This is a genomic window from Flavobacterium sp. N2820 (assembly GCF_025947285.1).
Lineage (GTDB): Bacteria > Bacteroidota > Bacteroidia > Flavobacteriales > Flavobacteriaceae > Flavobacterium.
Window position 1 is genome coordinate 223313 of record NZ_CP110008.1, and the last position, 23199, is coordinate 246511.

Genomic DNA, 23199 nt, shown 5'->3' on the forward strand with positions numbered 1-23199 from the left:
CAAAAAAAGTGCCAATAAATTTATTCATTTACTAAAACCCATTCGCCAGAAGCTAATAGGGTTTCTGCCTTTTTGTATTTCATGGTTTCGCTTTTTCCACTCATTACGTGTTTAATTGTAACAGTGTCATTACGATTAATTTTTGGCATTTCTCTTGTAATTGTTTCAGTTACTTGAGGTCTTTGACTTGCCATTTCACCAGCTTTTCTTGCCTCGCTTGCAGCATCATCACTATCTAAATCTTCTTTTGTTTCAGTATAGTTTTCTTTTTGACGCACTTGCTTAGCTTCTTGAATGTCTGATGGACTTTGAGATGGTAAATCGCCTTTAAATAAGAACGAAATTACTTCTTTATTTACTTCATCAATCATTTTTTTGAACAAGTTGAAGGCTTCAAATTTATAGATCAATAATGGATCTTTTTGTTCGTGAACAGCTAATTGAACTGACTGTTTCAACTCGTCCATTTTACGTAAATGTTTTTTCCAAGCTTCATCAACAATCGCTAAAGTGATATTTTTCTCAAAATCAGCAACTAATGATTTACCTTCTGAAGTATACGCTTTTTCTAAATCGGTTACCACATTTAACGATTTTATTCCGTCTGTAAAAGGAACAATTATTCGTAAATATTGGCCATTGTTATTTTCGTAAACATTTTTAATAATTGGGAAAGCTTCCGCAGCATTTCTCGCAATTTTATCGTTATAATGTTCTAAAACAGCTTTGTACGTTTTTCCAGTGATTTCTCTATCAGAAAGTTTAGAAAATTCTGATTCAGAAACTGGCGAACTAATTGAAAAATAACGAATTAATTCAAATTCATAATTTTTAAAATCACCCGATAATTTGTTTTGTTCAACAACGATTTCACAAGTGTCATACATCATGTTTGCGATGTCAACTTTCAAACGTTCTCCGTGTAAAGCGTGGCGTCTTCTTTTGTAAACTACTTCTCTTTGAGCGTTCATTACGTCGTCATATTCTAACAAACGCTTACGAACTCCAAAGTTATTTTCTTCTACTTTTTTCTGTGCTCTTTCGATAGATTTTGTCATCATTGAATGCTGAATTACTTCACCTTCTTTTAGACCAATTCTATCCATAACTTTTGCTACTCTTTCCGAACCAAACAAACGCATTAAGTTATCTTCCAAAGACACATAGAATTGAGAACTACCTACATCTCCTTGACGACCAGCACGACCTCTTAACTGACGGTCCACACGACGCGAATCGTGACGTTCTGTTCCGATAATTGCTAAACCACCTGCTTTTTTAACTTCGTCTGATAATTTAATATCGGTACCACGTCCAGCCATATTGGTCGCAATCGTAACAACTCCTGGTTTTCCAGCTTCTGCTACAATTTCTGCTTCACTTTTGTGCATTTTTGCATTCAATACATTGTGTTGAATACCTCTAATCTTTAACATTCGACTTAATAATTCCGAAATTTCAACCGATGTGGTTCCAATTAATACAGGACGACCTGAATTTGATAATTGGACTACATCTTCGATAACTGCGTTGAATTTTTCACGAACGGTTCTGTATATTAAATCGTCTTTGTCTTTACGAGCCATCGGACGGTTTGTTGGGATTTCTACAACATCTAATTTGTAAATTTCCCAAAACTCTCCAGCTTCAGTTGACGCAGTTCCTGTCATTCCACCTAATTTGCTATACATACGGAAATAATTCTGTAATGTAACAGTTGCAAATGTTTGCGTGGCAGCTTCGATTTTTACATTTTCTTTTGCTTCGATGGCTTGGTGTAAACCATCAGAGTAACGACGACCATCCATGATACGTCCTGTTTGTTCATCAACAATCATCACTTTATTTTCCATGATAACGTATTCGGTATCTTTTTCAAATAAAGTATATGCTTTTAATAGTTGTGTTAACGTGTGAATACGTTCTGATTTTATAGAAAAATCTTTGAATAATTCTTCTTTTCGTTCAGCTTCTTCTTCTGTTGAAAGATTTGCTTTTTCGATTTGAGCAATTTCGGTTCCAATATCTGGTAAAACGAAAAATTGGGCATCTGTATCTTGTGACAAGTATTGAATTCCGTTATCGGTTAATTCTACTTGATTGTTCTTTTCTTCTATAACAAAGTATAATGCTTCATCAATTTTTGGCATTTCTCGGTTATTATCTTGCATATAGCTGTTTTCAGTTTTTTGAAGTAGTTGTTTTACACCCTCTTCTGATAAAAACTTAATTAATGCTTTGCTTTTTGGTAAGGCTCTGTACGAACGCAATAAATTAAATCCTGCATCTTTATTGTTTCCTTCTTTGAATAAACGTTTCGCTTCAGTTAAACAATCCGTAGCTAATTTACGTTGTAAAGTTACTAGGTTTTCAACTTTAGGTTTTAACTCGTTGAATTCATGACGGTCACCTTGTGGAACTGGTCCTGAAATAATTAATGGTGTTCTTGCATCATCAACTAAAACCGAATCGACCTCGTCAACAATTGCATAATTGTGTTTACGTTGTACCAAATCTTCTGGGGCATGCGCCATATTATCACGAAGGTAATCAAAACCAAATTCGTTGTTTGTTCCATACGTAATATCTGCTTCATACGCTTTTCTTCTTTCTGGAGAATTTGGCTGATGATTGTCAATACAATCCACAGTTAAACCATGGAACTCGAATAAAGGTGCTTTCCATGTGCTATCACGTTTTGCTAAATAGTCATTTACAGTTACTAAATGCACACCGTTTCCAGTTAAGGCATTTAAATATAATGGTAATGTTGCTACTAATGTTTTTCCTTCACCTGTTTGCATTTCGGCAATTTTCCCTTGGTGTAAAACAACTCCACCAATCAACTGAACGTCGTAGTGGATCATGTCCCAAGTGATTGCTTTTCCAGCTGCATTCCATGAATTTGCCCAAGTTGCATTATCACCTTCTATAGTGATGTATGTTTTTGTAGCCGATAATTCTCTATCTTTTGGTGTAGCGGTTACAGTTAAAGAAGTATTTTCTTTAAAACGACGAGCCGTTTCTTTTACTACAGCAAAAGCTTCAGGAAGAATTTCGTTTAATACTTTTTCTGAAATTTCGTAAGCTTCTTTTTCGATTTTATCGATTTCAGCATAAATATCTTCACGAGCATCAATATCTTGTGTTTGTTCAGCTTCTTGTCTTAGCGAAACAATTTTGTTGTCTTTCTCGGCACGAGCTTGTTGAATTTTAGCTTTAAATTCGGCTGTTTTAGCACGCAATTCGTCATGAGATAATGCTTTTAAGGCACTTTCAAACGATTTTACTTTTGTGATTATAGGTTGAATCGCTTTTACATCTTTCTCCGATTTATCACCCACAAAAGCCTTCAATATGGAATTTATGATACTCATAATTTTAATTTTCTTTTTTAATTGCTTATAAAACCACAAAAAAAGTCTCAGTAAAGAGACTTTGTTTCTGTTGTGTTTATTTATTTTTAGTATTCATCCTCATTCCAAAGATAATCTTCGTCTGTAGGATAATCTGGCCAAATCTCTTCCATCAATTCATAGATTTCGCCTTCGTCTTCTATAGACTGTAAGTTTTCCACTACTTCTAATGGTGCTCCAGTTCTGATAGCATAGTCGATAAGTTCGTCTTTGGTCGCTGGCCAAGGGGCATCACTCAAATATGACGCTAATTCTAATGTCCAATACATCTTTTTATCGATTTAAGTTTATGCAAAAATAAATTTATTACTCAAAAAATCAAGTTTTTTTTTACTTTTTTTAATAATTTTTAAGAACGTCTTTTTTTTAGTAGGCAGTATTCCGTTTTTAGTGTTCAATAAAATGGTTAAACTGAAGACTGAAAACTACACACTGAACACTTATTTCCTAGGAATCCACTGTACTTCTTCAGCGTTCAAATCATGGGACAACTTTCGTGCCAACACAAAAAGATAGTCAGAAAGTCGGTTTAGGTATTTAATTACAAGTTCATTTGTAGGTTCTATGTCATTCAAATGCACCGCTAAACGTTCGGCTCTACGGCATACACAGCGTGCAATATGACAATATGACACAGTTGTATGTCCGCCTGGCAAAACAAAATGCGTCATAGGTGGCAATGCTTCTTCCATTGTGTCAATTTCGTTTTCCAAAAATTCAATGTCAGATTCAACAATACCTAAATTTTGTAAACGCGGCTGACCATTTTTCAATGTTTCTTTTTCGGGTGGTGTGGCTAAGATGGCTCCGACTGTAAATAGTCTATCTTGTACCTCGATGAGTACTTTTTTGTATAAATCGCTCATGTTTTGGTCGCGAATTAATCCAATGTGCGAATTTAATTCATCAACTGTTCCATAACTTTCGATACGGATATGGTGTTTTGGTACACGTGTTCCTCCAAATAATGCTGTGGTTCCAGTGTCGCCTGTTTTGGTATATACTTTCATTAGTAGTTTTTTTTATTGAAACTATTTATTCAATTGTGTTCTATATTCTTCAATGTTTGCTTTTACTTTTGGGTCCAATTCGGGTTCGGCTATATCGGTTAGTTTTTCCAGTTCTTCCCAAATAATTTTTGCAACAATATATCGTGCAACACCTTTGTCATCTGCTGGGATAATATACCACGGAGCAAAATCAGTTGATGTTTTATTAATGGCTTCTTCGTAATATTTCATGTAGTCGTCCCAAAGGGCGCGCTCTTTTAAATCACCAGTACTAAATTTCCAATTGTCTTCTGGGTTTTCTAATCGTTTTAGTAAACGTTCGCGTTGTTCATCTTTACTCATGTGAAAGTAAAATTTCAATACTTTGGTTCCGTTTAACGAAATGTGTTTTTCAAAATTTACCATTTGTTCCATACGATTTTCCCAAAATTGAGGTGTAATATCTGCTACTTTTTCAATTCCTGGTAAATTTTCAAACAAAATATATTCGGGATGCACCCTTGTTACCAATACATTTTCATAATGCGTGCGATTAAAAACAGCGAATTTTCCTTTTTCGGGTAAAGCCAAATAATGACGCCATAAATAATCGTGTTCTAATTCGGTTGAATTGGGCGTTTTAAAGCTATGTACCACAACTCCACGTGGATTAAATTCTTTGAAAACTTCACGAATTAAGCTGTCTTTTCCACTGGTATCCATACCTTGCAAGCAAATTAAGAACGCATGACGATTGTGTGCATACATAGCGTCTTGTTTTTTAGAAAGCTTTTTCTGGATTTTATCTAAGGCTAATTCTTCTTGATCTTTATCGGTATCAATGTTTAATTTCGTAGCAAAATCAGCTAATTTAATAGTTGTTTTTACTTTAAAATCTTCACTGTTTATATTTTCCATTTTCAATCGCTTTTTAATAAATGTAAAAATAGTACTTTTATGAGCAATTTCTGACTTAAAAACTTCATAAAGTTATCGGTAAAAATATGGAAAATTTCAAACTTACAAATCTATTCACTATAAAAGGTATTACAGCACCATCTGGTTTGTGGTATACGCAAAATGTTTTATTTGTTATTTCAGATTCGAGTCATTTTTTATACCAATATGATATTGCAAAAAAACTTTTACTGAAATTTCCCCTTGTTAAAGAGGCCAAAGAAAATATAGAAAAAGCTGAAAAACCCGATTTAGAAAGCATCACACAATATGGAAATCAACTAATTATGTTGGCTTCTGGTTCTACCGAAAAAAGAAATTCGATGTTTACTTTAGATTTAGGTTCCGATGCTTTGAAATCACAAGATTTGAGTGTTTTATATCAAAAATTAAAATCTGTAGGTTCGTTTTCCCATGATCAATTGAATATCGAAGGTGCAATTTATGCTAACCAAACCATGTTACTTTTTCAAAGAGGCAATTCAAAAAACAGCCAAAATGGAATTTTTATTATCCCAAATCATCAAGAAGACGGAATACGTTTTGTACCGATTTCACTTCCTACTTTAGATGATGTAGAAACCACTTTTACCGATGCAATTTTGGTTGGTGATACAATTTATTTCTTGGCTTGCGCCGAAAACACAACATCTACTTATGAAGACGGCGAAGTTTTAGGAACTATTTTAGGCATTATGCACGCACCAACATTTGAAATTATAGAAGTTCATTTGTTATCAGAACATCAAAAATTTGAAGGCATAACACTTTATAATGAAACAGAAACCGAATTAGAATTTTTATTGTGTGAAGATAATGATACTGAGGCGTTAGAAGCTACGATTTATAAACTATCATTAAAAATTAATCATTAAAAACTAAACACAGAATACTTTTTTTCATGCTCTTCCCAACCTTTTCCCCACTTTTCTACTCTATATAAAAAAGCAAGTTTACCAATGGATGTAAAACACATACAAGGCTGCCGAAAACAACACCGCGAAGCACAACGCATGGTGTATGAAACTATGGCGCCAAAACTCTATCGTTTGTGTAAACGGTATTTAAAAAAGGAGGAAGAAATTGAAGAAGTGTTGGCCGATGCTTTTTTTACAATTTTTACAAAAATCGAACAACTTAAAGAAGACTTAGCTTTTGAAGCATGGGCTCGAAAAATAACAGTGAACAATTGCTTATTACAAATTAAAAAGAACATCAACTTTAATTTGTATTTGGAAGATGTGAGTTACAATTCGCAACCCTTAGCCGATGAAGTTACCGATTTAGAAGAAGAAGATTTGCTCAATTTACTGAATTATATTCCTGATGGATGTCAAACGATTTTTAATTTGTTTGTGATTGAAGGCTATTCGCACAAAGAAATTGCAGAGCAACTTGGCATTAGCGAAGGCACATCAAAATCGCAATTGAATGCGGCAAAAAGTAAATTAAAAGAATTGGTAAGAACTTTTTACTATCAAAAAGCAAAATAGTCATGGGAACAGAAGAAAAATTATATAAAAAAATACAACAAGCTGCCGAAAACGCAACTCAAAAAGACTTTCCAGGCATGGAGAAGATTTGGGCTCGTGTGGAAGACAAAATGGAAACACAAACGCTTCAAAAAGAGAAGCATTTGTGGAAAAAATTAGCAGTTGCAGCATCAGTAGTTTTAGTCGGAACGTTAACTTTTTTCTTACTACAAGAAAAAGAAGATGTAATTATTCCTGAAAATACAATTACTACAATTGATTCATCAAAAAACAACATTCCAACACTAGAATCGGCAAATGGTCTAGTAAATACAAATCCAGAAATTAAAAAAGAGGCGGAGCAAATTTTACAGCAACAAATTGTAATTCAGAATAACATTGTAATTAACGATACGATTAATTATAAATCGAAAAAAGAAGTGATGATGCCTACTCCAATTGCGATGGAAGAAGTTCAAGAAATGGCAAAAACTAGTTTGGTTCCGAGTTACAATAATAACATGTCTAATTCTGCATCCATAAATAATTCAGGCTATTTAGCAAAGGGAAGGCAATATGACATAAATATGAATTCAGCCGAAACCACTCAGGATAAAGACAAAAAAGCAGCAAATGATGATTTAGTTCTTATCGATGGAAAGTTGAGTAAAAAATCGCCAAAAAATATTGCAAATTCAGATTATGAAACCGTAACCGAACTCAAAAATCCGCTTTATTACATAAATGGTGTTGCCTATACCGAAGAAGAATTATATGGCGAAAAACCTACTAGTCCGTATGCTCCATTGAGTAAACAAAAAATTGATACTATCGTAGTTCTTCTCCCTGAAAGAGCCATTCCAATTTATGGCGAAAAAGGTAAAAATGGTGTGGTAATTATTACAACAATTGACGGAAAACCAAAAAACCGTCCTTAAAAAAAAATCTTTCTATTAATTTAAAATCAAACGTCATGAAAAATGTAAAAATCTTTTCGTTAGGGATAGCTATGCTATTAACTTTCCTTAGCTTTATCGTGTTAAGTAGCTTTAATTCAGTTAATAATGTAAATATTATGGTAACTGGAGTTGTCTCTGATCAATTGGGGCCAATTGCTGGTGCTCAAGTTTTAATTCAAGGAACTAAAACAAAAACGTCTACTGATTTTGACGGAAAATACAAAATTGAAACCAAGGAAAATGATGTTTTAATTTTTTCGTATTTTGGAATGAAATCACAAAAAATCACAGTTAAGAAGAATCCGGTCATTAATGTTTTTTTGGAAAGCGAAGGAACTCTACATGATGTTGAAGTGGTTGGTGCTTTGGGAATTAGAAAGAAGCAAGAAGAATATACTACTTCTGTTCAAGTTGTTAATTCTAGAGAAATTACACAAGCTTCAAATCCTAATGTGGTACAATCGTTATCTGGCAAAGTATCTGGTTTAACTGTAAATACAACTAACAATGGTGTAACGCCAACAACCCGAATTGTATTAAGAGGAAATCGTTCTATTTCTGGTAACAATCAAGCTTTAATAGTAATTGATAATGTTATTGCAGATGCAAACACTTTGCAATCTTTGCCACCTGAAGTTATCGAATCTACAAATATTATCAAAGGTGCTCAAGGTGCCGCTTTATATGGTGATCAAGGTGCTAGTGGAGTAATTATTGTGCTGACAAAAAAAGGATTAAATGAAGAAGATAAAAAGAAAGTACAAGAAATTATTGCAAAATGTAAGCCTGTTACTACTATTGAAACACCTTCTCAAGAAGATTATGACACATTTATTGAAAATCCGTTTACAAATCCAAAAACGGAAGCACTTTCAACCTTCTCAATTGATGTAGATAATGCTTCTTACACTAATGTTAGAAGGTTTATTAATAATGGACAAGTGGTGCCAAAAGATGCTGTTAGAGTAGAAGAGATGATGAATTTTTTTAAGTACAATTATGCACAACCTAAATCAAATCATCCGTTTTCTATTCATACCGAATATAGTAATAGTCCTTGGAACGAAAAACACAAATTAGTTAAAATTGGATTACAAGGAAGACAAATAGATAGCGATAATTTACCCAATTCAAATTTTGTATTTCTAATTGATGTTTCAGGTTCGATGAGTGCTCAAAACAAATTGCCATTGTTGAAAGAATCTATGAAGGTGTTGGTAAGTCAATTAAGAGATGAGGATAAAGTAGCTATTGTGGTTTATGCCGGAGCAGCAGGATTAGTTTTACCACCAACAGCTGGAAATAACAAAGAAGCAATTATTAAATCGTTAGATAATTTGAACGCTGGCGGAAGCACGGCTGGTGGTGCAGGAATCGAATTAGCTTATAAAATAGCTTCTGAAAATTTCATCAAAGGGGGAAATAACCGAGTTATTTTAGCTACTGATGGCGATTTCAATGTAGGTGCTAGTTCTAACAAAGATATGGAAACACTTATTGAAGAAAAGCGAAAATCGGGTGTGTTTTTAACTTGTTTAGGTTATGGAATGGGAAATTATAAAGACAGTAAGATGGAAACGTTAGCCGACAAAGGAAATGGAAATTATGCCTATATTGACAACATTCAAGAGGCAAATCGTTTTTTAGGAAAAGAATTTAAAGGCAGTATGTTTGCAATTGCTAAAGATGTGAAAATTCAAATTGAGTTCAACCCAAAACACGTTCAAAGTTACCGATTGATTGGTTATGAAAACCGAAAATTACGTCCAGAAGATTTTAAAAATGACGCCATTGATGCAGGCGAATTAGGAAGTGGTCATACCGTTACTGCTTTGTATGAAATTATACCAATTGGTGTTGAAAGTAAATTTACCGATGCAATTCCAGATTTAAAATATACTGAAGCTGTAACATCAAATAAAGATTATTCTAATGAATTGGCTACGATTAAATTTCGTTATAAAAAACCAGATGGAGAAAAAAGTATTGAAATGGTTGAAGTGATTGAAAATAAATCGATTGCATTGCAAAATACGAGCGAAGATTTTAAATTTTGTTCTGCTGTGGCTTGGTTTGGATTAAAACTGAGAGATTCTAAATTGATAGATAATAAATCAGCACTTGCTATAAAAGCATTAGCTTTACAAGGAAAATCAAATGATGCAGAAGGGTATCGTGCAGAATTTATTCGTTTGGTGGAAGCGGTTAATTAAGAATAAAAGATTAATTTAGTTTTCCTTGTGCTCGTTTAAAATGAACACAAGGAAACTATTTATTAAGCTATATATATAATCATTAAATAAATCATTTTTAACTCAGTTAAGTGAGCATAATTAATATAAAAAAATGAAAATAACAGCAATTTCAATAGTTTTGATTTTACTATTACAAAGTTGTAAAACATTAAATCATAACTTAGTAACTGTAAGTGGAGTTGTCTCTGACGAATTAGGACCAATTTATGATGCAGACATTCAAGTACAAGGAAATCCAAATAGTGTAAAAACTGATTTTGATGGAAATTACTCTGTTCATGCTAAAGAAGGAGATACTCTAATTTTCAGTTATTATTCAATTGTTTATGAAAAAGTAAAAATTGGGAAAAATAAAAAAATCAATCCTATACTTCTATCAAAAGATTTAAAACCTATTGAAGTTGTAGGAACATCTCATATTAAAAGAGATAACACTTATAACGATAGAGAAACAGAAGCTCTAATTGTAATCAATGGAGACATGGTTCATAGAGATATTATGTATGCAATTGATCCAAAAAATATTGAATCTGTAAAAGTATTTAAAAAAGAAAATATACCCTCTAATTTTATTAATGCAAAAAGTAACGGAGCCATTATAATTACCACCAAAAATATTTCTAAGCGAGAATTGAAGAAATTATATGAAAAATATTCGCTTGAAAATTCAATAAAAAATGAAACCGAAGTTTTTAAAGTTATTGGAACAGTTTACGATTGTGAAAAACTTGAACTTTCAGGTGCATATATTAAGAATCTAAACTCAAAAACAGAAACACAAGCCGATTTTGATGGAAAATTTTCAATTGAAGTTAAATTAAATGATGTTATAGAAATTTCATTTTTAGGATTTAAATCACAAAAAATAAAAATTGAAAATGAAGAAAACCTTGTTGTTAATCTCAAATCAGACCAACAGATTATGCTGGAAAAACCTGTCATCTATCTTTATCCGACTGAAAAAATAGCAATTGAGATAAAACTCGATTTAAAAGGAAAACTATTAACTACTTTTCCAAAATACGATAAAAATTGGGACGTAATTGCTGAACCAAACGGACAAATTTTCGATAAAAAAACCAATCGTTATTATAGTTCGTTATTTTGGGACGGAACCATTGACTTTCCAGAAGAACATTATAAATATCATGATGGTTTTATTGTGCCAAAGGAAAAGTCAATCGAATTTTTAATCGAAAAATTAGAACACATTGGTCTGAATAATCAAGAAACAAATGAATTTATTCAATATTGGTTGCCTCTTTTGGAACGAAATAAATACAATTTTATTCATTTTTTAGTAAATGAAGAATGCGACGAAATTGCTATTTTAAATGTCAATCCAAAACCAGAAACCACAATTAGAATTTACATGGAATTTTATGGTTTAGAAAATTTCACTGAAATTAAAGAACAACAACTTCCAAAAACAGAGCGAAAAGGGTTTACTCTTGTAGAATGGGGTGGTGCTGATTTTAGTGGAGACATTTCTGAAGAAGATTTCTTCACAATTAATAAACTTCCTGAATATATAACTTTATCACACAAAAGAAAAGAGCCAAAAAATATCCAACCATTATATGTAATAGACAATAAAATTTCAACTAAAAAAATATTTGATAAACTGTATCCTTCAGAAATTAAAAAAATTGAAATTTTAGATGGAATGTCTGGTGCAGCTTACTACGGTGAAGAAGGCAGAAATGGTGTCTTTATTGTCATAACTAAAAGTTCTAAAAAATGAAAAAGTTACAATTGATTTTAGTAATCTTTCTTTTCTCCTTTGCAATCCAAGCACAAGAGAAAAAACAAAACGAAACTATAAAAATCGAAATCAATTCAAATACTAAAACCATTTATGTTTTAGGCGGAATTGCATCGGTAATTACAAAAGATGACTTAGCTTTTGCCAAAAAATATAATGTTCGGTTTCATGATTTTGGTTGTATTGCACCCGAAAATTTTGAAGAATATGAAGTAAAAAACACTTTAATTTTTGAATATTTGAATAAGAATTATGGAAAGCAATGGCAAAAGGAAATCAAATCAACTGTTCTAGGTTTTGAGAAGTGGGTGAAAAAAGTATAATCATAAACAGATAAAAATGAAACAATTAACACAAATTTTAATCCTATCTATTTCTATGACTGCAATATGTCAAGAGAAAAACTTTATTGATAAACCGTATATTGAAGTTGAAGGAAAATCAGATACATTAGTTACGCCTAATCGTATTTATATTGATGTTCTTATTACAGAAAAAGATACGAAAGGAAAAAAATCGGTTGAAGATTTAGAAAAAGAAATGTTTACCAAACTTCAAGTAATTGGTGTTGATGTAAAAAAAGATGTATTTATGAAAGATATGCTAAGTACATTTAAAAAATATTTTCTAAAATCAACAGACATTCAAAAGTCTAAATCATATTCCATTTTAGTATTTGATGCAACTCAAACCACCAAAGTGTTTATTGGTTTGGAAGAAATAGGGATTTCAAATGTAAACGTAGAAAAGACGGAACATTCAGAATCACAAAAAATACAATTAAAAATCAACTCAAAGGCAATTGAAAACGCAAAAGCTACAGCAGAAAGCTATTTAAATCCGCTCAATCAAAAAGTAGGAAAAGCTATTTTTATTGGTCATATTAATACAACAAACATGTTGCAAGGTAACGTTTCAGGAGTTCTAATTAGAGGAAATAGAAGTTTATATGAACAAGAAAGTAAAGGTTATATTTCTCCAATAGAATTTGAAAAAATAAAAATCTCCAGTGAAGTTGGAGTTAGATTTGTAATTGAGTAAAAATAAATATCCTGCAAAATTTTAAATTGAAATTTTTGCAGGATATTTAATGCTTTAGATGCTGAAACAAGTTCAGTATGACAGACTGAACACTGAAAACTGCGACTGAAAACTAAATACTCAAAAACTACTTCTCAATTTCTTTCAAAGAATCCATTTTCTTGTGTGCTAAGAAACCTTTGATATCTTCGAAATGTTCTTTTACGCGTTTGTGACCAAATTCAAATACTTTTTCGGCTAAACCATCTAAGAAATCACGGTCGTGAGATACTAAGATTAAAGTTCCGTCAAAATCACGTAAGGCATCTTTAATGATGTCTTTTGTTTTCATATCTAAGTGATTCGTTGGCTCATCCAAAATCAAAACATTGACAGGTTCTAATAATAATTTAATCATGGCCAAACGCGTTTTTTCTCCTCCAGAAAGCACTTTTACTTTCTTTTGAATATCGTCGCCTTTGAACATGAACGCACCTAATAAATCTTTGATTTTTGTGCGCACATCGCCCACTGCAATTTGGTCTATCGTTTCAAAAATGGTCATTTCGCCATCTAATAACGACGCTTGATTTTGTGCAAAATAGCCAATTTGAGCATTGTGGCCCACTTCTAACTTTCCTTCAAAATCAATTTCGCCCATAATCGCTTTAATCATGGTTGATTTTCCTTCTCCGTTTTTTCCAACTAAAGCTACTTTTTGTCCACGTTCAATTACCATATTGGCGTCTTTGAACACCACATGGTCGCCATACGTTTTTGACAAACCTTCAACAACCACTGGATATTGTCCTGAACGTGGTGAAGGTGGGAATTTTAGTTTTAAGGCAGAAGTATCAATTTCGTCCACTTCAATTGGAACAATTTTTTCCAACATTTTTACACGCGATTGTACCGATTCAGTTTTGGAAAAAGTTCCTCTAAAACGATCAATAAATGCTTGATTTTCTGCAATGAACTTTTGTTGCTCATCATAAGCTTTTTGTTGGTGAATTCTTCTGTCTTTTCGCAATTCTAAATATTCAGAATAAACGGCTTTGTAATCATAAATTCGTCCCATTGTAACTTCAATAGTTCGATTGGTAATATTATCAACAAAGGTTTTATCGTGGGAAATTACCATTACTGCTTTCGCCTGATTAATCAAAAAATCCTCTAACCACTGAATACTTTCGATATCCATGTGATTCGTTGGCTCATCTAACAAAATTAAATCGGGTTTTTTCAAAAGAATTTTAGCTAACTCAATTCGCATTCTCCAACCACCCGAAAATTCTGAAGTTTGTCGGTTAAAATCTTCACGTTCAAAACCTAGACCTTTTAATACTTTTTCAACTTCGGCTTCATAATTTACTTCTTCAATCGAATAGAATTTTTCAGATAATTCCGAAACGCGTTCAATCAATTTCATGTATTCATCACTTTCATAATCCGTACGAATCGTTAATTGCTCATTGATTTCGTCGATTTCTTTCTTCATATTCAACACATCAGCAAACGCTTTTGATGTTTCTTCCATCACGGTACAATCATCAGAAGTTAATAAATGCTGAGGTAAATAGGCAATTACAGCATCACTTGGCGCCGAAATTACACCACGTGTAGGTTTGTTTTCTCCGGCAACAATTTTTAAAAGCGTAGATTTTCCTGCTCCATTTTTACCCATTAAGGCAATTTTATCGTTTTCATTGATGGCAAAAGTTACTTCGCTAAAAAGAGTGGTTCCTCCAAATTCTACGGCTATGTCGTTTACTGTAATCATAATTTAAGTTTAAAAGTTTAAGGTTTAAAAGGTTAAAAGTGCTTCCTTAAATTTTTGAAGGTGCAAAGATAGATTTTAAATTCAGATATTAGAATTTAGAAATTAAAAAAACAGTATCAAAAAAAATGTGATACTGTTTTATTGGTTGTACAAATAAGTATTGATTTATTCCGAAAAATTACTTTTTTAGAGAACAAGTATTTATACCAAGAAAGGGGTAAAGAGGGCAAAAACTAATTAAACTTGTGGCAGTAAAAACAATTGCAGCAACTAAAGCAACAATTCCCAATGTTCCATGAAGAGTTCCATTAAAGTATAAAAATGCTAACACGGCAGCAATCAACACACGGATGATTCTATCTGCACTTCCCATATTTTTTTTCATGATAAATATTTTATTGATTAATTAATATGAGGTAAAGATAGACGCAAGAAAATGGTTGTGCAGTGACTATAGTCACCATGAGGAAAAAAGTTTAAAAAATTTCTATGGTAGTTGAGAATTGTTTGACTTTGCCTTCGGCTTCGAGTTTTTTCATGATGCGACTAATGACTTCTCTTGCCGTTCCTAATTCATTGGCAATTTGACGATGTGAAATTTTTAAAGGATTTTTATGTGAAATAGTTGCTTTTTCTTTTAAGTAATCATACACACGTTTGTCTAATTTTTCAAAAAGTAATGAGTTAATTGTACTCAATAAATCGGCATAGCGCAAATTGTATTGTGTGTAAAAAAGGGAATTAAAATCAGGAAAATCTTTCATCCATTTGGATAATTTTTCAACAGGAATTAACAAAACGTGACTATCTTCTTCGGTGATTGCAAAAATTTTGCTAGGTGCTTCATTAATACCTGCCGAAAACGACATTACACAACTTTCATTGGGTTTGATGTAATAGAGTAGGAGTTCTTTGTCTTCAAAACGGGTAAAAACCTTGATTAATCCACTAATCACTAACGGAATTACCTTAATGTATTGCCCTTCACGAACCAACTCGGTTTCTTTTTCAAATTCTTTCTCAATGGCGTGTGTAACTAATTCTGCTACAAGTGCATCTTGAAAAAACGGAAACTGTTTTTTTATTTCTTCTGAGCGGTTCATTTGTACAATGGTTGGTAACTAAAGTTAGTGTTTTTGTGTGGAATTGAGAGTAGTTGAAATCAAAAATGCATATCAATAATTATAAATATATTCTTTTTTTAAAAAATTATTTTGTTTTTGTTCTCTATATAAGTTAAGTGTGTTTTTTAAGAATGAAATTAATATTGGGTGACTTTTTTCATCAGGTGATGTCATAAAAATAATTTTAATATCATTATTAAATTTTAATATTGTTTCTATATTTCTGTTACTATCTAATACAATTCGTGTTTTCTTTTTATTTTTTAAGATATCGACATGAGTGTTGAATAAATTATTAAAATCGTTATAAAAAATTTCATTTTCTGAAATTGGTACCAAAATTCTATCTGATTTGTAAAAAAAATATTTTTCTTTAATAATGTTTAATTGGTAAACATAATTTTCTATCCGTTTTAAATTTTCTGGCTTAAATGAAAGTTTTTCAATTTTACGTAATATTCTATTGTATTTTTTATCTTTATTTAGAGCAGAAGAAATACTATCAATTAATTTATATTCCAAAAGCAGCATTTTTTTTTCTTCTTTAATGGTAATCGATGAGCTTTTTTCAGAGTTATTAAAATGCAAATTATAAGTTATTTCACGTTTTTGAGAAAACATTGAAATTGATAAAAAGAGGAAAATAAAGTATTTCATTTTTTAATAGTTTATGCTAAAATTAATGTTTTTGTGTGGAATTGAGAAAAAAAATTAAGGTTTAGTTTCTTGTGTTGAAACATCTTTTTTAACTACAAAGTCCACAAAGAAGACACAAAGGATACATTTTTTTTGCATTATTTGTCATGCTGAGGTAACGAAGCATCACATTAGATTTTGTCCATTTGATATTCTTTTATTGATTTTTATAATATTTTAAATCTGGATTTTTTGTTCAATATTTCAAAACAAAAAATCCCAAGCTTTCACTTGGGATTTCATTATTCTTCTTCAATTATAATTTCGATTTCTCTTATTTCTACTTCTTTTTTATTTTTGATGTTTATTTCCGTCACTTGCATAGAATATAAAGGCCATCCGGTTGAGTGAATTGAACTTGTGAGTATTATGCTATGTTCAATGTTTTCAATGTCTTTTTTTAAATCTTCACTTATTTTTTTATTTGTAAGCGATTCTCCAACATCTACAATTAAATCAGATAGTTGTTGTTTATCTACATATTGTTCCATCATTAAAATAACATATTCGTCTTCATTATAAATATCGGTTAGTTCAACATAAACCTTTGCGTCAAATGGCTCACCACCAAACAAATTATCCACTTTTAAATCACCTTCTAAGACTTCATTTAAAGTATATGCACCACCATGAAAATTATAAAATTGCTTGATGTCTTTAGTAGCTCCGTTTTCAATTGAAGCTTTGTTTGCATAGAGTGCTTCTAATTGTTTCAACATGGGTGAAGCTTCTTTATCAAATCCAGAAAATTCTTTTTTTAATAAAGCCATGCTTTTTTTATATCCTTTTTCTAATTCTTCACTATTTACAATTTCTTGAAAACTTCCCATTTCATCGGTTTTGAAAACAATTTTTTTGAATTCATTTATACCTAACATTTTGGAAATAAAAGGGTTTTTTAGATTGGTTTTAAAATTAAGATATTCCCATTCTATGGTATATGATTTTGCTGTTGAGTCTGTGATTTTGATATTTAAATCATATTCAATTTTTGTGGTAAGTGTAGAGTCTGTACCAACAACCTTATATTTTGAATGTGTTACTTTATATTTTTGTGTTTCATTCAAATCCCAATAGCCTATGGCTTGAAAGGAAGAATCTTTAACATTTATTTGACTCGAAAGTAATTGAAATGAAGTGAATGCTAAGAGTAATAAGATTTTTTTCATTGTGAAAGTATTAAAAATCCCGAGCCTAAACTCGGGATTTTTTATTACATATTTTTAATTTGTTGTAGTTTTTCTTTCCACAATTTCAAATCGTCTTTGTGGCGTTCGATACTTTTTTGTACCTCTTTAATAAATGGGTTTTCACCTTTAGAGCTACTACTAATAAATTGAATGTTGTTCTCTAATTGAAAAATTTCGCTTTGAACTTCGTCGATTTTCTTTCTAATAAAGAATTGTTCTTGTTCTAACGCACGCTTATCATCGTTGTCGCTCATTTGCTCTAAACGGTTGCTAAAACGCATCATTTCGGTATCTTTTTTAGACATGCTTAGCTTTTCAAATAAGGCATCTAAAATTTTGTTGAATTTTCCTTCGATGTGTCTGCGGTTAAACGGCACTTTACCAAATGTTTTCCAAGTTGCAATGTGTGCTTTTATCGCATCTAAATCCGCTTTATGTTCTCCCGAAAGGGTAAAATCTTTCAATTCTTCTAAAAAGGCTTTCTTCTTTTCAAATGCTTCTACTTCTTCGCTACTTTCTGCGTTTCTGGCTTCGTGCATTCGGTCAAAATAAGCGTTACAAGCATCTTTAAAATCTTTCCAAATGCTGTCTGAATATTTACGAGGTACATGCCCGATTTTTTTCCAATCTTCTTGAATTTTCTTCATAATTGGCGTTGCAACATTGAAATCGGTACTTTCTTGTAATGATTTTGCTTGTTCAACTAAGGCTAACTTTTTAGTCAAATTTTCGTGTTGCTCGTGTTTGATATCTTTATAAAATACATTTTTATGAACGTTAAACGCTCTAACCGCATTTTTGAATTTTGCCCAAGTATCTTCAGTTACTTCTGCTGGTACCTTTCCTGCTTTGAAAAAGGCTTCACGCAAAGCCTCTAGTTTTTTAATTTGTGCTTGCCATCCACTGTGTGAATCGATTTTTTCGGTTCCCAAAGCTTCAATTTGCGCAATAATTTCGTTTTTAACTGCTAAGTTTTCAGTTTCTCTACCTCTTGCAATAGCATACAACGCTTCACGTTTATCGTGCATTTGTTTGGTGATATCGCTGAATTCATTCCAGATTACTTCTCTGTGTTCTCGGTCTACTGGTCCAATTTCTTCTTTCCAAACACGGTGTAATAATTGCAATTCACGAAAGGCTTTCATTACATCTTCTTCATTTAACAATTCCTTCGCTTTTGCAATAATATGTAGCTTTTGCTCTAAATTGTTTTTCAAGTCTAAATCGCGCGCTTCTTTATCTAAATGAATTACATCATAAAAACGCTCGGTATGAAAATGGTAATTGTTCCATAAGATGTTGTATTTATCTCTCGGAATGGCTCCTGCATTTTTCCAACGTTCACGAATATCATTCGCTTTTTTAAACATGTCTCCAATGTTAGAATCACCAGAATCGATAAGTTGTTTTAACTCTTCAATCAATGCTTCACGAACCGCAAAGTTGTGTTCTAAATTATTTTGTAATTGTTTAAAATGTTTTGCTTTATTGGCTTTGTACGCGTTATAAATCGTATCAAATTTATTTTTTAAAGGAAAATGGTACTCAAAATCAACACCTTCTTCGTTATTTTGCGCATTGAATTCCTCTCTTTTTTCATCGATAAAATGATGGTATTTGTCTGAAAAAGCTTTTCTAATTCCTTCAGCATGGTCTTTTATTGCCATTACTTTTTCGTTGGTAACCAATTTTTCAAGTTCATCGGTTAATTCTTCCATCGATAAGGAATCGTAATCCAGCATTGGGATTTCGTGCTTTTCTTTTACCGAGTCGTCTTCGTTTTCTTCTGCATTTGAATTGTCGATTTCTTCTAATACTGTTTGACTAATAATTGTAACATCATTTTGTTGTTCAATTGAGTCTTGTCCGTCTGCGTTTTGCAGGTTATCGTGTTGTGCTTCTGACATTGTATAAATGCTTAAGGTTACTATTAAAGGTGTGAAGATAGTAAAGCACTACGAAAATTCAAAAAAAATCGACTATTTATCTGTTATTTTCTTTGAAACGAAAGGTTTAAGCATTTTTTTTGATCTCTTTTTAAACTATACATTCCATTTGCTCAAGGGCAAGTTGCCCTGCTATTGGGGTTAGACTGCTGATGATTCGCTTTTTTGGGTTTTAATGATTATTAGTCATATACTTTTCCAAAAGCTTAACTTAAAATGGCTTAGGTATGAAATTATGAAGGAACAAAATAAGATACTCAGAACTACTGAAACGCGTTTAGTATGACAAATTGATTTGAAAAACTTTGCTTGTTTTTTTATGTATCTTTTGACTAATAAAGGCTATTCATTCCATATTTTCCAAGCTTTTTCCGCTTGAAAAACAAGCATATCGTAGCCGTTTTTTGTTTTTGCGTTATTTTCTTTGGCTTTTTTTAAAAATGCCGTTTCTTCGGGGTTGTAAACCAAATCATAGGCAATGTGTTTTTTAGTAAACAAACTGTAGTCTAAATTTGGATATTCTTCCACATTTGGATGGGTTCCAACTGGTGTTGTGTTGATGATAATGTGGTATTCTTCAAAAACTTCAGCATTCAAATCAGCATAATCAAACTGAAATTCGTCGGGCGTTCTGGAAACAAAATCGTATTCAATTTTTAGTTTTCGTAACGCATAAGCAACTGCTTTACTCGCACCGCCTGTTCCCAAAATTAATGCTTTTTTATGATGTTCTTTTACTAATGGTTTTATCGATTTTTTGAATCCATAATAATCAGTGTTGTAGCCTTTTAATTTTCTTTTTTTAGAAACAGTTACACAATTAACAGCACCTATTATTTTTGCCGTTTTAGAAAGTTTATCCAACATCGGAATAATTTCTTCTTTGTACGGAATAGTTACGTTAAATCCCATCAGTCCTTTGGTTTCTGAAACAATTTTAGGAAATTCTTTGATGGATTCTATGTCATAATTTTTGTATTCGCAATTGTCAAAATGACTAATTTCAAATTTTTCGGAGAAATATTTTTTAGAAAAAGAATAGCTAATATTTCGTCCAATAAGACCAAATTTTAATTGCTTTTTACTTTTCTTTTTCATTTTTGATGGTTTTTAAATGAGACTAATCAAAGTTAATTAGTATTTCATTAATTTGTGTTAGGAGAATGTTATTTTTTAATTTTTTCCCAATTTAGCAGCTAATTTTTCCATTCCAAAAATTACAATAAATCCAATAATTGCTAATGTAATAGCGGTTAGAATTTGCGGTTGTCCATCAAAATTTTGGGGCAAAATACTTTTATCTATGTAGGGCACCACTTCGCCATGACTATTGATTCTTGTTTCTAAAACTTGTTTCCAAGGCCATACTTTATTTAATGAACCTGCCATAAAACCTATCAATAAAGCAAGTGTTGTGTTTTTGTGTTTTTCGAACATCCAATGCAATACTTTTGAAAATGATTTTAAACCAATAATTGCCCCAATGGCAAATACACCTAATTTTAAAATGGCTTGTCCGAGTACTTCGGTATTAAAATTTACTAAACCATCTCTAAATTGGTTTATGGTTCCAATTACGGTTTCATACGATCCCATTAAAAGTAAAATGAAAGCACCTGAAATACCTGGTAAAATCATAGCAATAATGGCAATAAATCCTGATAAAAATAAATACCAATAACTATCAGGAGAACTTACAGGTCTTGCGATTGTGATGTAATAAGATAGCGCAATTCCAATTATTAGTGCTAAAATGTCTACCATTTTCCAGTTGCTGGTTTCTTTCCAAATTAATGCAATACTTGCGATAATTAATCCAAAAAAGAACGACCAAACTAAAATAGGTTGTGTTTCTAACAAATGTGTAATTACTTTTGAAAAAGTAAGAATACTAATTCCAATTCCGGTTAATAAAGCCAATAAAAAACTACCATTTACTTGTTGCCAAGCGGCTTTTAATCCTTCTTTTTTTAAGGTTTTTAAAACCGATAAATTTACGTTGTTGATGCTGTCAATTAATTCTTGGTAAATACCAGATATAAAAGCAATTGTTCCGCCTGAAACACCTGGAACAACATCGGCAGCGCCCATAGCTAAACCTTTTAAAGTAATAATTAAATAATCGGGAAATAGTTTTCTCATAGCAATAAAAATTCCAAAGCATTGCTACTTTGGAATAGAATTATAAGTTGATAATTATTTTTTAAATTTTGCAATTTGGTTTTGTACTTCGGTTCTTTCCCAAACTACTGGAAAATAATCTTTTAAAACGGTTTTGTTTTTGTAATTCAATCGTAATCCATTATTTAGGTGAAAATTACCTTTACTATTTTCGTTGCTCAAAAAGTACAATCCCGCTAATCGGTATTCGATTTCGTATTCTTCTGGGAAAAGGGTAGTGGCTTCTAATAGTATTTCGATAGCGTTGTCAAATTCGCCTAGAAATTGTAAAACATCTGTCCAAAGTGTGAAAGTATCTAAATTTACATCACCCGATTCAAATGCTTTTCTGTAGCCATATTCTGCTTCTTCAAAGAAATGTAAGGCACTATTTACAGCAGCAAAACGTTTCCAATATAACGGATTATCACCATCAATTCCAATTGCTTTGTTGACATAATACAAGGCTTTTTGGTAGTTTTTTTGACGAATATAAAAATCGGTAATTGCAATCCAACCTTTGTCTAGCAATGGATCTTCGTGAACTGTTTTTAAATAGAAATTAAGCGCAAATTCAATGTTTCCAAGTCGTTCATAGCACTTTGCCATGCGTAATAAAACAAACGAAGATGGATCGTCTAATTCAATGGCTATTTTGTAACAGTCGATTGCTTCTTCAAATTTTTTAAGCTTCTCATACGATTTTGCTTTTTCCATGTAAGCACCTAAAAAACCTTCATCGATTAAGGTAGCATATTCAAATGCCCAAACCGCTTTATCAAAGTTTTTAAGCGCATAATATTGTCTACCTAACTGATGCCAAGCGACTTCGCTATACGGGTTTTTATCAATAAACTTGGTTAGATATACGATAGCTTCTTCGTTTTGATCTAAAAAATCAAAGCAATACACTACGTTATAAAGTGCCGAATAATCTTCGGTATCTTCGTCTAAACACTTGATGAAATTTTCTTTAGCTAATTCTAAATTATCCATGAAAAGATATTCCATACCAATCATCGAATATACATCCGCATAGTCATCTGTATATTTAAGCGCGATTTTTAAAAACCCAATAGCTTTTTCATGCTCATCTCTTTTGGAATGTATGTTGGCTTTTTGAATGTAAATTTCTTCGTTTGTAGGTTCAATAGCATATAACTCATTCAATAACTTTTCAGCTACATCGAGTTTATCCTCATAGACTAACATTTCTACTTGAACTAATTTTAATCCGGTAGATTTTGGGTGTTGTTCTAAACCTAATTTTAGCGCTTTTTTGGCCAAATTTAATCGGCCAGTATCCATATAATGAAGAATAATGTCTTCAAATTCTTCCGAATCAAAGAAAAAAACTTTGTTGGTTTTTAACATCGATTCAAATTTAGATAAGGATAAGCTGTTTTCTTCTTCTTCGTGACTCAAATTCATAGCGCTCTCTTTTATGATTTATCCTTAATAAAGGTACTT

At 31.8% G+C, this 23199-nt stretch carries 20 protein-coding genes; 7 read left to right on the plus strand and 13 right to left on the minus strand.

Going from position 1 to position 23199, the window contains the following annotated elements:
• Positions 1–20 precede the first annotated feature (20 nt).
• The 4 genes from secA to OLM52_RS01135 form a co-directional block, all read right to left on the minus strand.
• Positions 21–3377: a preprotein translocase subunit SecA gene (gene secA / locus OLM52_RS01120; RefSeq protein ID WP_264549320.1), complete on the minus strand. Its 3357-nt coding sequence runs from the start codon at positions 3375–3377 to the stop codon at positions 21–23.
• A gap of 86 nt (positions 3378–3463) precedes the next feature.
• The gene (locus tag OLM52_RS01125) at positions 3464–3685 is read right to left on the minus strand and encodes a DUF2795 domain-containing protein (protein WP_264549321.1); all 222 of its coding nucleotides are present in this window, start codon (positions 3683–3685) and stop codon (positions 3464–3466) included.
• A gap of 171 nt (positions 3686–3856) precedes the next feature.
• Positions 3857–4426, minus strand: coding sequence for a cob(I)yrinic acid a,c-diamide adenosyltransferase (locus OLM52_RS01130; RefSeq protein WP_264549322.1), 570 nt, complete (start codon positions 4424–4426; stop codon positions 3857–3859).
• A 21-nt stretch (positions 4427–4447) separates the two neighbouring features.
• On the minus strand, positions 4448–5323 hold the full coding sequence (locus OLM52_RS01135; RefSeq protein ID WP_264549323.1) for a PPK2 family polyphosphate kinase: 876 nt from the start codon (positions 5321–5323) through the stop codon (positions 4448–4450).
• Between the two features lie 86 nt (positions 5324–5409).
• Between OLM52_RS01135 and OLM52_RS01140 the strand changes: the two genes are divergently transcribed.
• The 7 genes from OLM52_RS01140 (at position 5410) to OLM52_RS01170 (ending at position 12854) form a co-directional block, all read left to right on the plus strand.
• Entirely contained in the window at positions 5410–6237 is an 828-nt protein-coding gene (locus OLM52_RS01140) for a DUF6929 family protein (RefSeq protein WP_264549324.1), read from the plus strand.
• 84 nt (positions 6238–6321) lie between these two features.
• Positions 6322–6855 carry an RNA polymerase sigma factor gene (locus OLM52_RS01145; RefSeq protein ID WP_264549325.1) on the plus strand — a complete coding sequence of 178 codons (534 nt, stop codon included), beginning with the start codon at positions 6322–6324 and terminating at the stop codon, positions 6853–6855.
• Positions 6856–6857: 2 nt separating this feature from the next.
• Positions 6858–7772, plus strand: a complete 915-nt coding sequence (locus OLM52_RS01150; RefSeq protein ID WP_264549326.1) for a hypothetical protein — start codon at positions 6858–6860, stop codon at positions 7770–7772.
• A 35-nt stretch (positions 7773–7807) separates the two neighbouring features.
• Positions 7808–10006: a YfbK domain-containing protein gene (locus OLM52_RS01155; RefSeq protein ID WP_264549327.1), complete on the plus strand. Its 2199-nt coding sequence runs from the start codon at positions 7808–7810 to the stop codon at positions 10004–10006.
• 133 nt (positions 10007–10139) lie between these two features.
• Positions 10140–11792 carry a carboxypeptidase-like regulatory domain-containing protein gene (locus OLM52_RS01160; RefSeq protein WP_264549328.1) on the plus strand — a complete coding sequence of 551 codons (1653 nt, stop codon included), beginning with the start codon at positions 10140–10142 and terminating at the stop codon, positions 11790–11792.
• On the plus strand, positions 11789–12136 hold the full coding sequence (locus OLM52_RS01165) for a hypothetical protein (protein WP_264549329.1): 348 nt from the start codon (positions 11789–11791) through the stop codon (positions 12134–12136). The genes OLM52_RS01160 and OLM52_RS01165 overlap by 4 nt, the downstream gene beginning before the upstream one ends.
• A 16-nt stretch (positions 12137–12152) precedes the next feature.
• The gene (locus tag OLM52_RS01170) at positions 12153–12854 is read left to right on the plus strand and encodes an SIMPL domain-containing protein (protein WP_264549330.1); all 702 of its coding nucleotides are present in this window, start codon (positions 12153–12155) and stop codon (positions 12852–12854) included.
• Between the two features lie 127 nt (positions 12855–12981).
• On the opposite strand, the gene OLM52_RS01175 is transcribed toward OLM52_RS01170, so the two are convergent.
• From OLM52_RS01175 to OLM52_RS01215, 9 genes are all read right to left on the minus strand, one after another.
• Positions 12982–14613, minus strand: coding sequence for an ABC-F family ATP-binding cassette domain-containing protein (locus tag OLM52_RS01175; protein ID WP_264549331.1), 1632 nt, complete (start codon positions 14611–14613; stop codon positions 12982–12984).
• 178 nt (positions 14614–14791) lie between these two features.
• A complete protein-coding gene (locus OLM52_RS01180) occupies positions 14792–14998 on the minus strand; it encodes a DUF2892 domain-containing protein (RefSeq protein WP_264549332.1) in 207 nt (68 codons plus the stop codon).
• 91 nt (positions 14999–15089) lie between these two features.
• On the minus strand, positions 15090–15716 hold the full coding sequence (locus OLM52_RS01185; protein WP_264549333.1) for a Crp/Fnr family transcriptional regulator: 627 nt from the start codon (positions 15714–15716) through the stop codon (positions 15090–15092).
• Between the two features lie 72 nt (positions 15717–15788).
• Positions 15789–16394 carry a hypothetical protein gene (locus tag OLM52_RS01190; protein ID WP_264549334.1) on the minus strand — a complete coding sequence of 202 codons (606 nt, stop codon included), beginning with the start codon at positions 16392–16394 and terminating at the stop codon, positions 15789–15791.
• Between the two features lie 281 nt (positions 16395–16675).
• Positions 16676–17602, minus strand: coding sequence for a hypothetical protein (locus tag OLM52_RS01195; RefSeq protein WP_264549335.1), 927 nt, complete (start codon positions 17600–17602; stop codon positions 16676–16678).
• A 44-nt stretch (positions 17603–17646) separates the two neighbouring features.
• Entirely contained in the window at positions 17647–19530 is a 1884-nt protein-coding gene (locus OLM52_RS01200) for a DUF349 domain-containing protein (RefSeq protein WP_264549336.1), read from the minus strand.
• A 381-nt stretch (positions 19531–19911) separates the two neighbouring features.
• On the minus strand, positions 19912–20667 hold the full coding sequence (locus tag OLM52_RS01205; protein WP_264549337.1) for a shikimate dehydrogenase family protein: 756 nt from the start codon (positions 20665–20667) through the stop codon (positions 19912–19914).
• Between the two features lie 75 nt (positions 20668–20742).
• On the minus strand, positions 20743–21711 hold the full coding sequence (locus OLM52_RS01210; protein WP_264549338.1) for a DUF368 domain-containing protein: 969 nt from the start codon (positions 21709–21711) through the stop codon (positions 20743–20745).
• A 54-nt stretch (positions 21712–21765) separates the two neighbouring features.
• Positions 21766–23160 (minus strand): tetratricopeptide repeat protein, encoded by a 1395-nt coding sequence (locus OLM52_RS01215; protein WP_264549339.1) that lies wholly within the window; start codon positions 23158–23160, stop codon positions 21766–21768.
• Positions 23161–23199 lie beyond the last annotated feature (39 nt).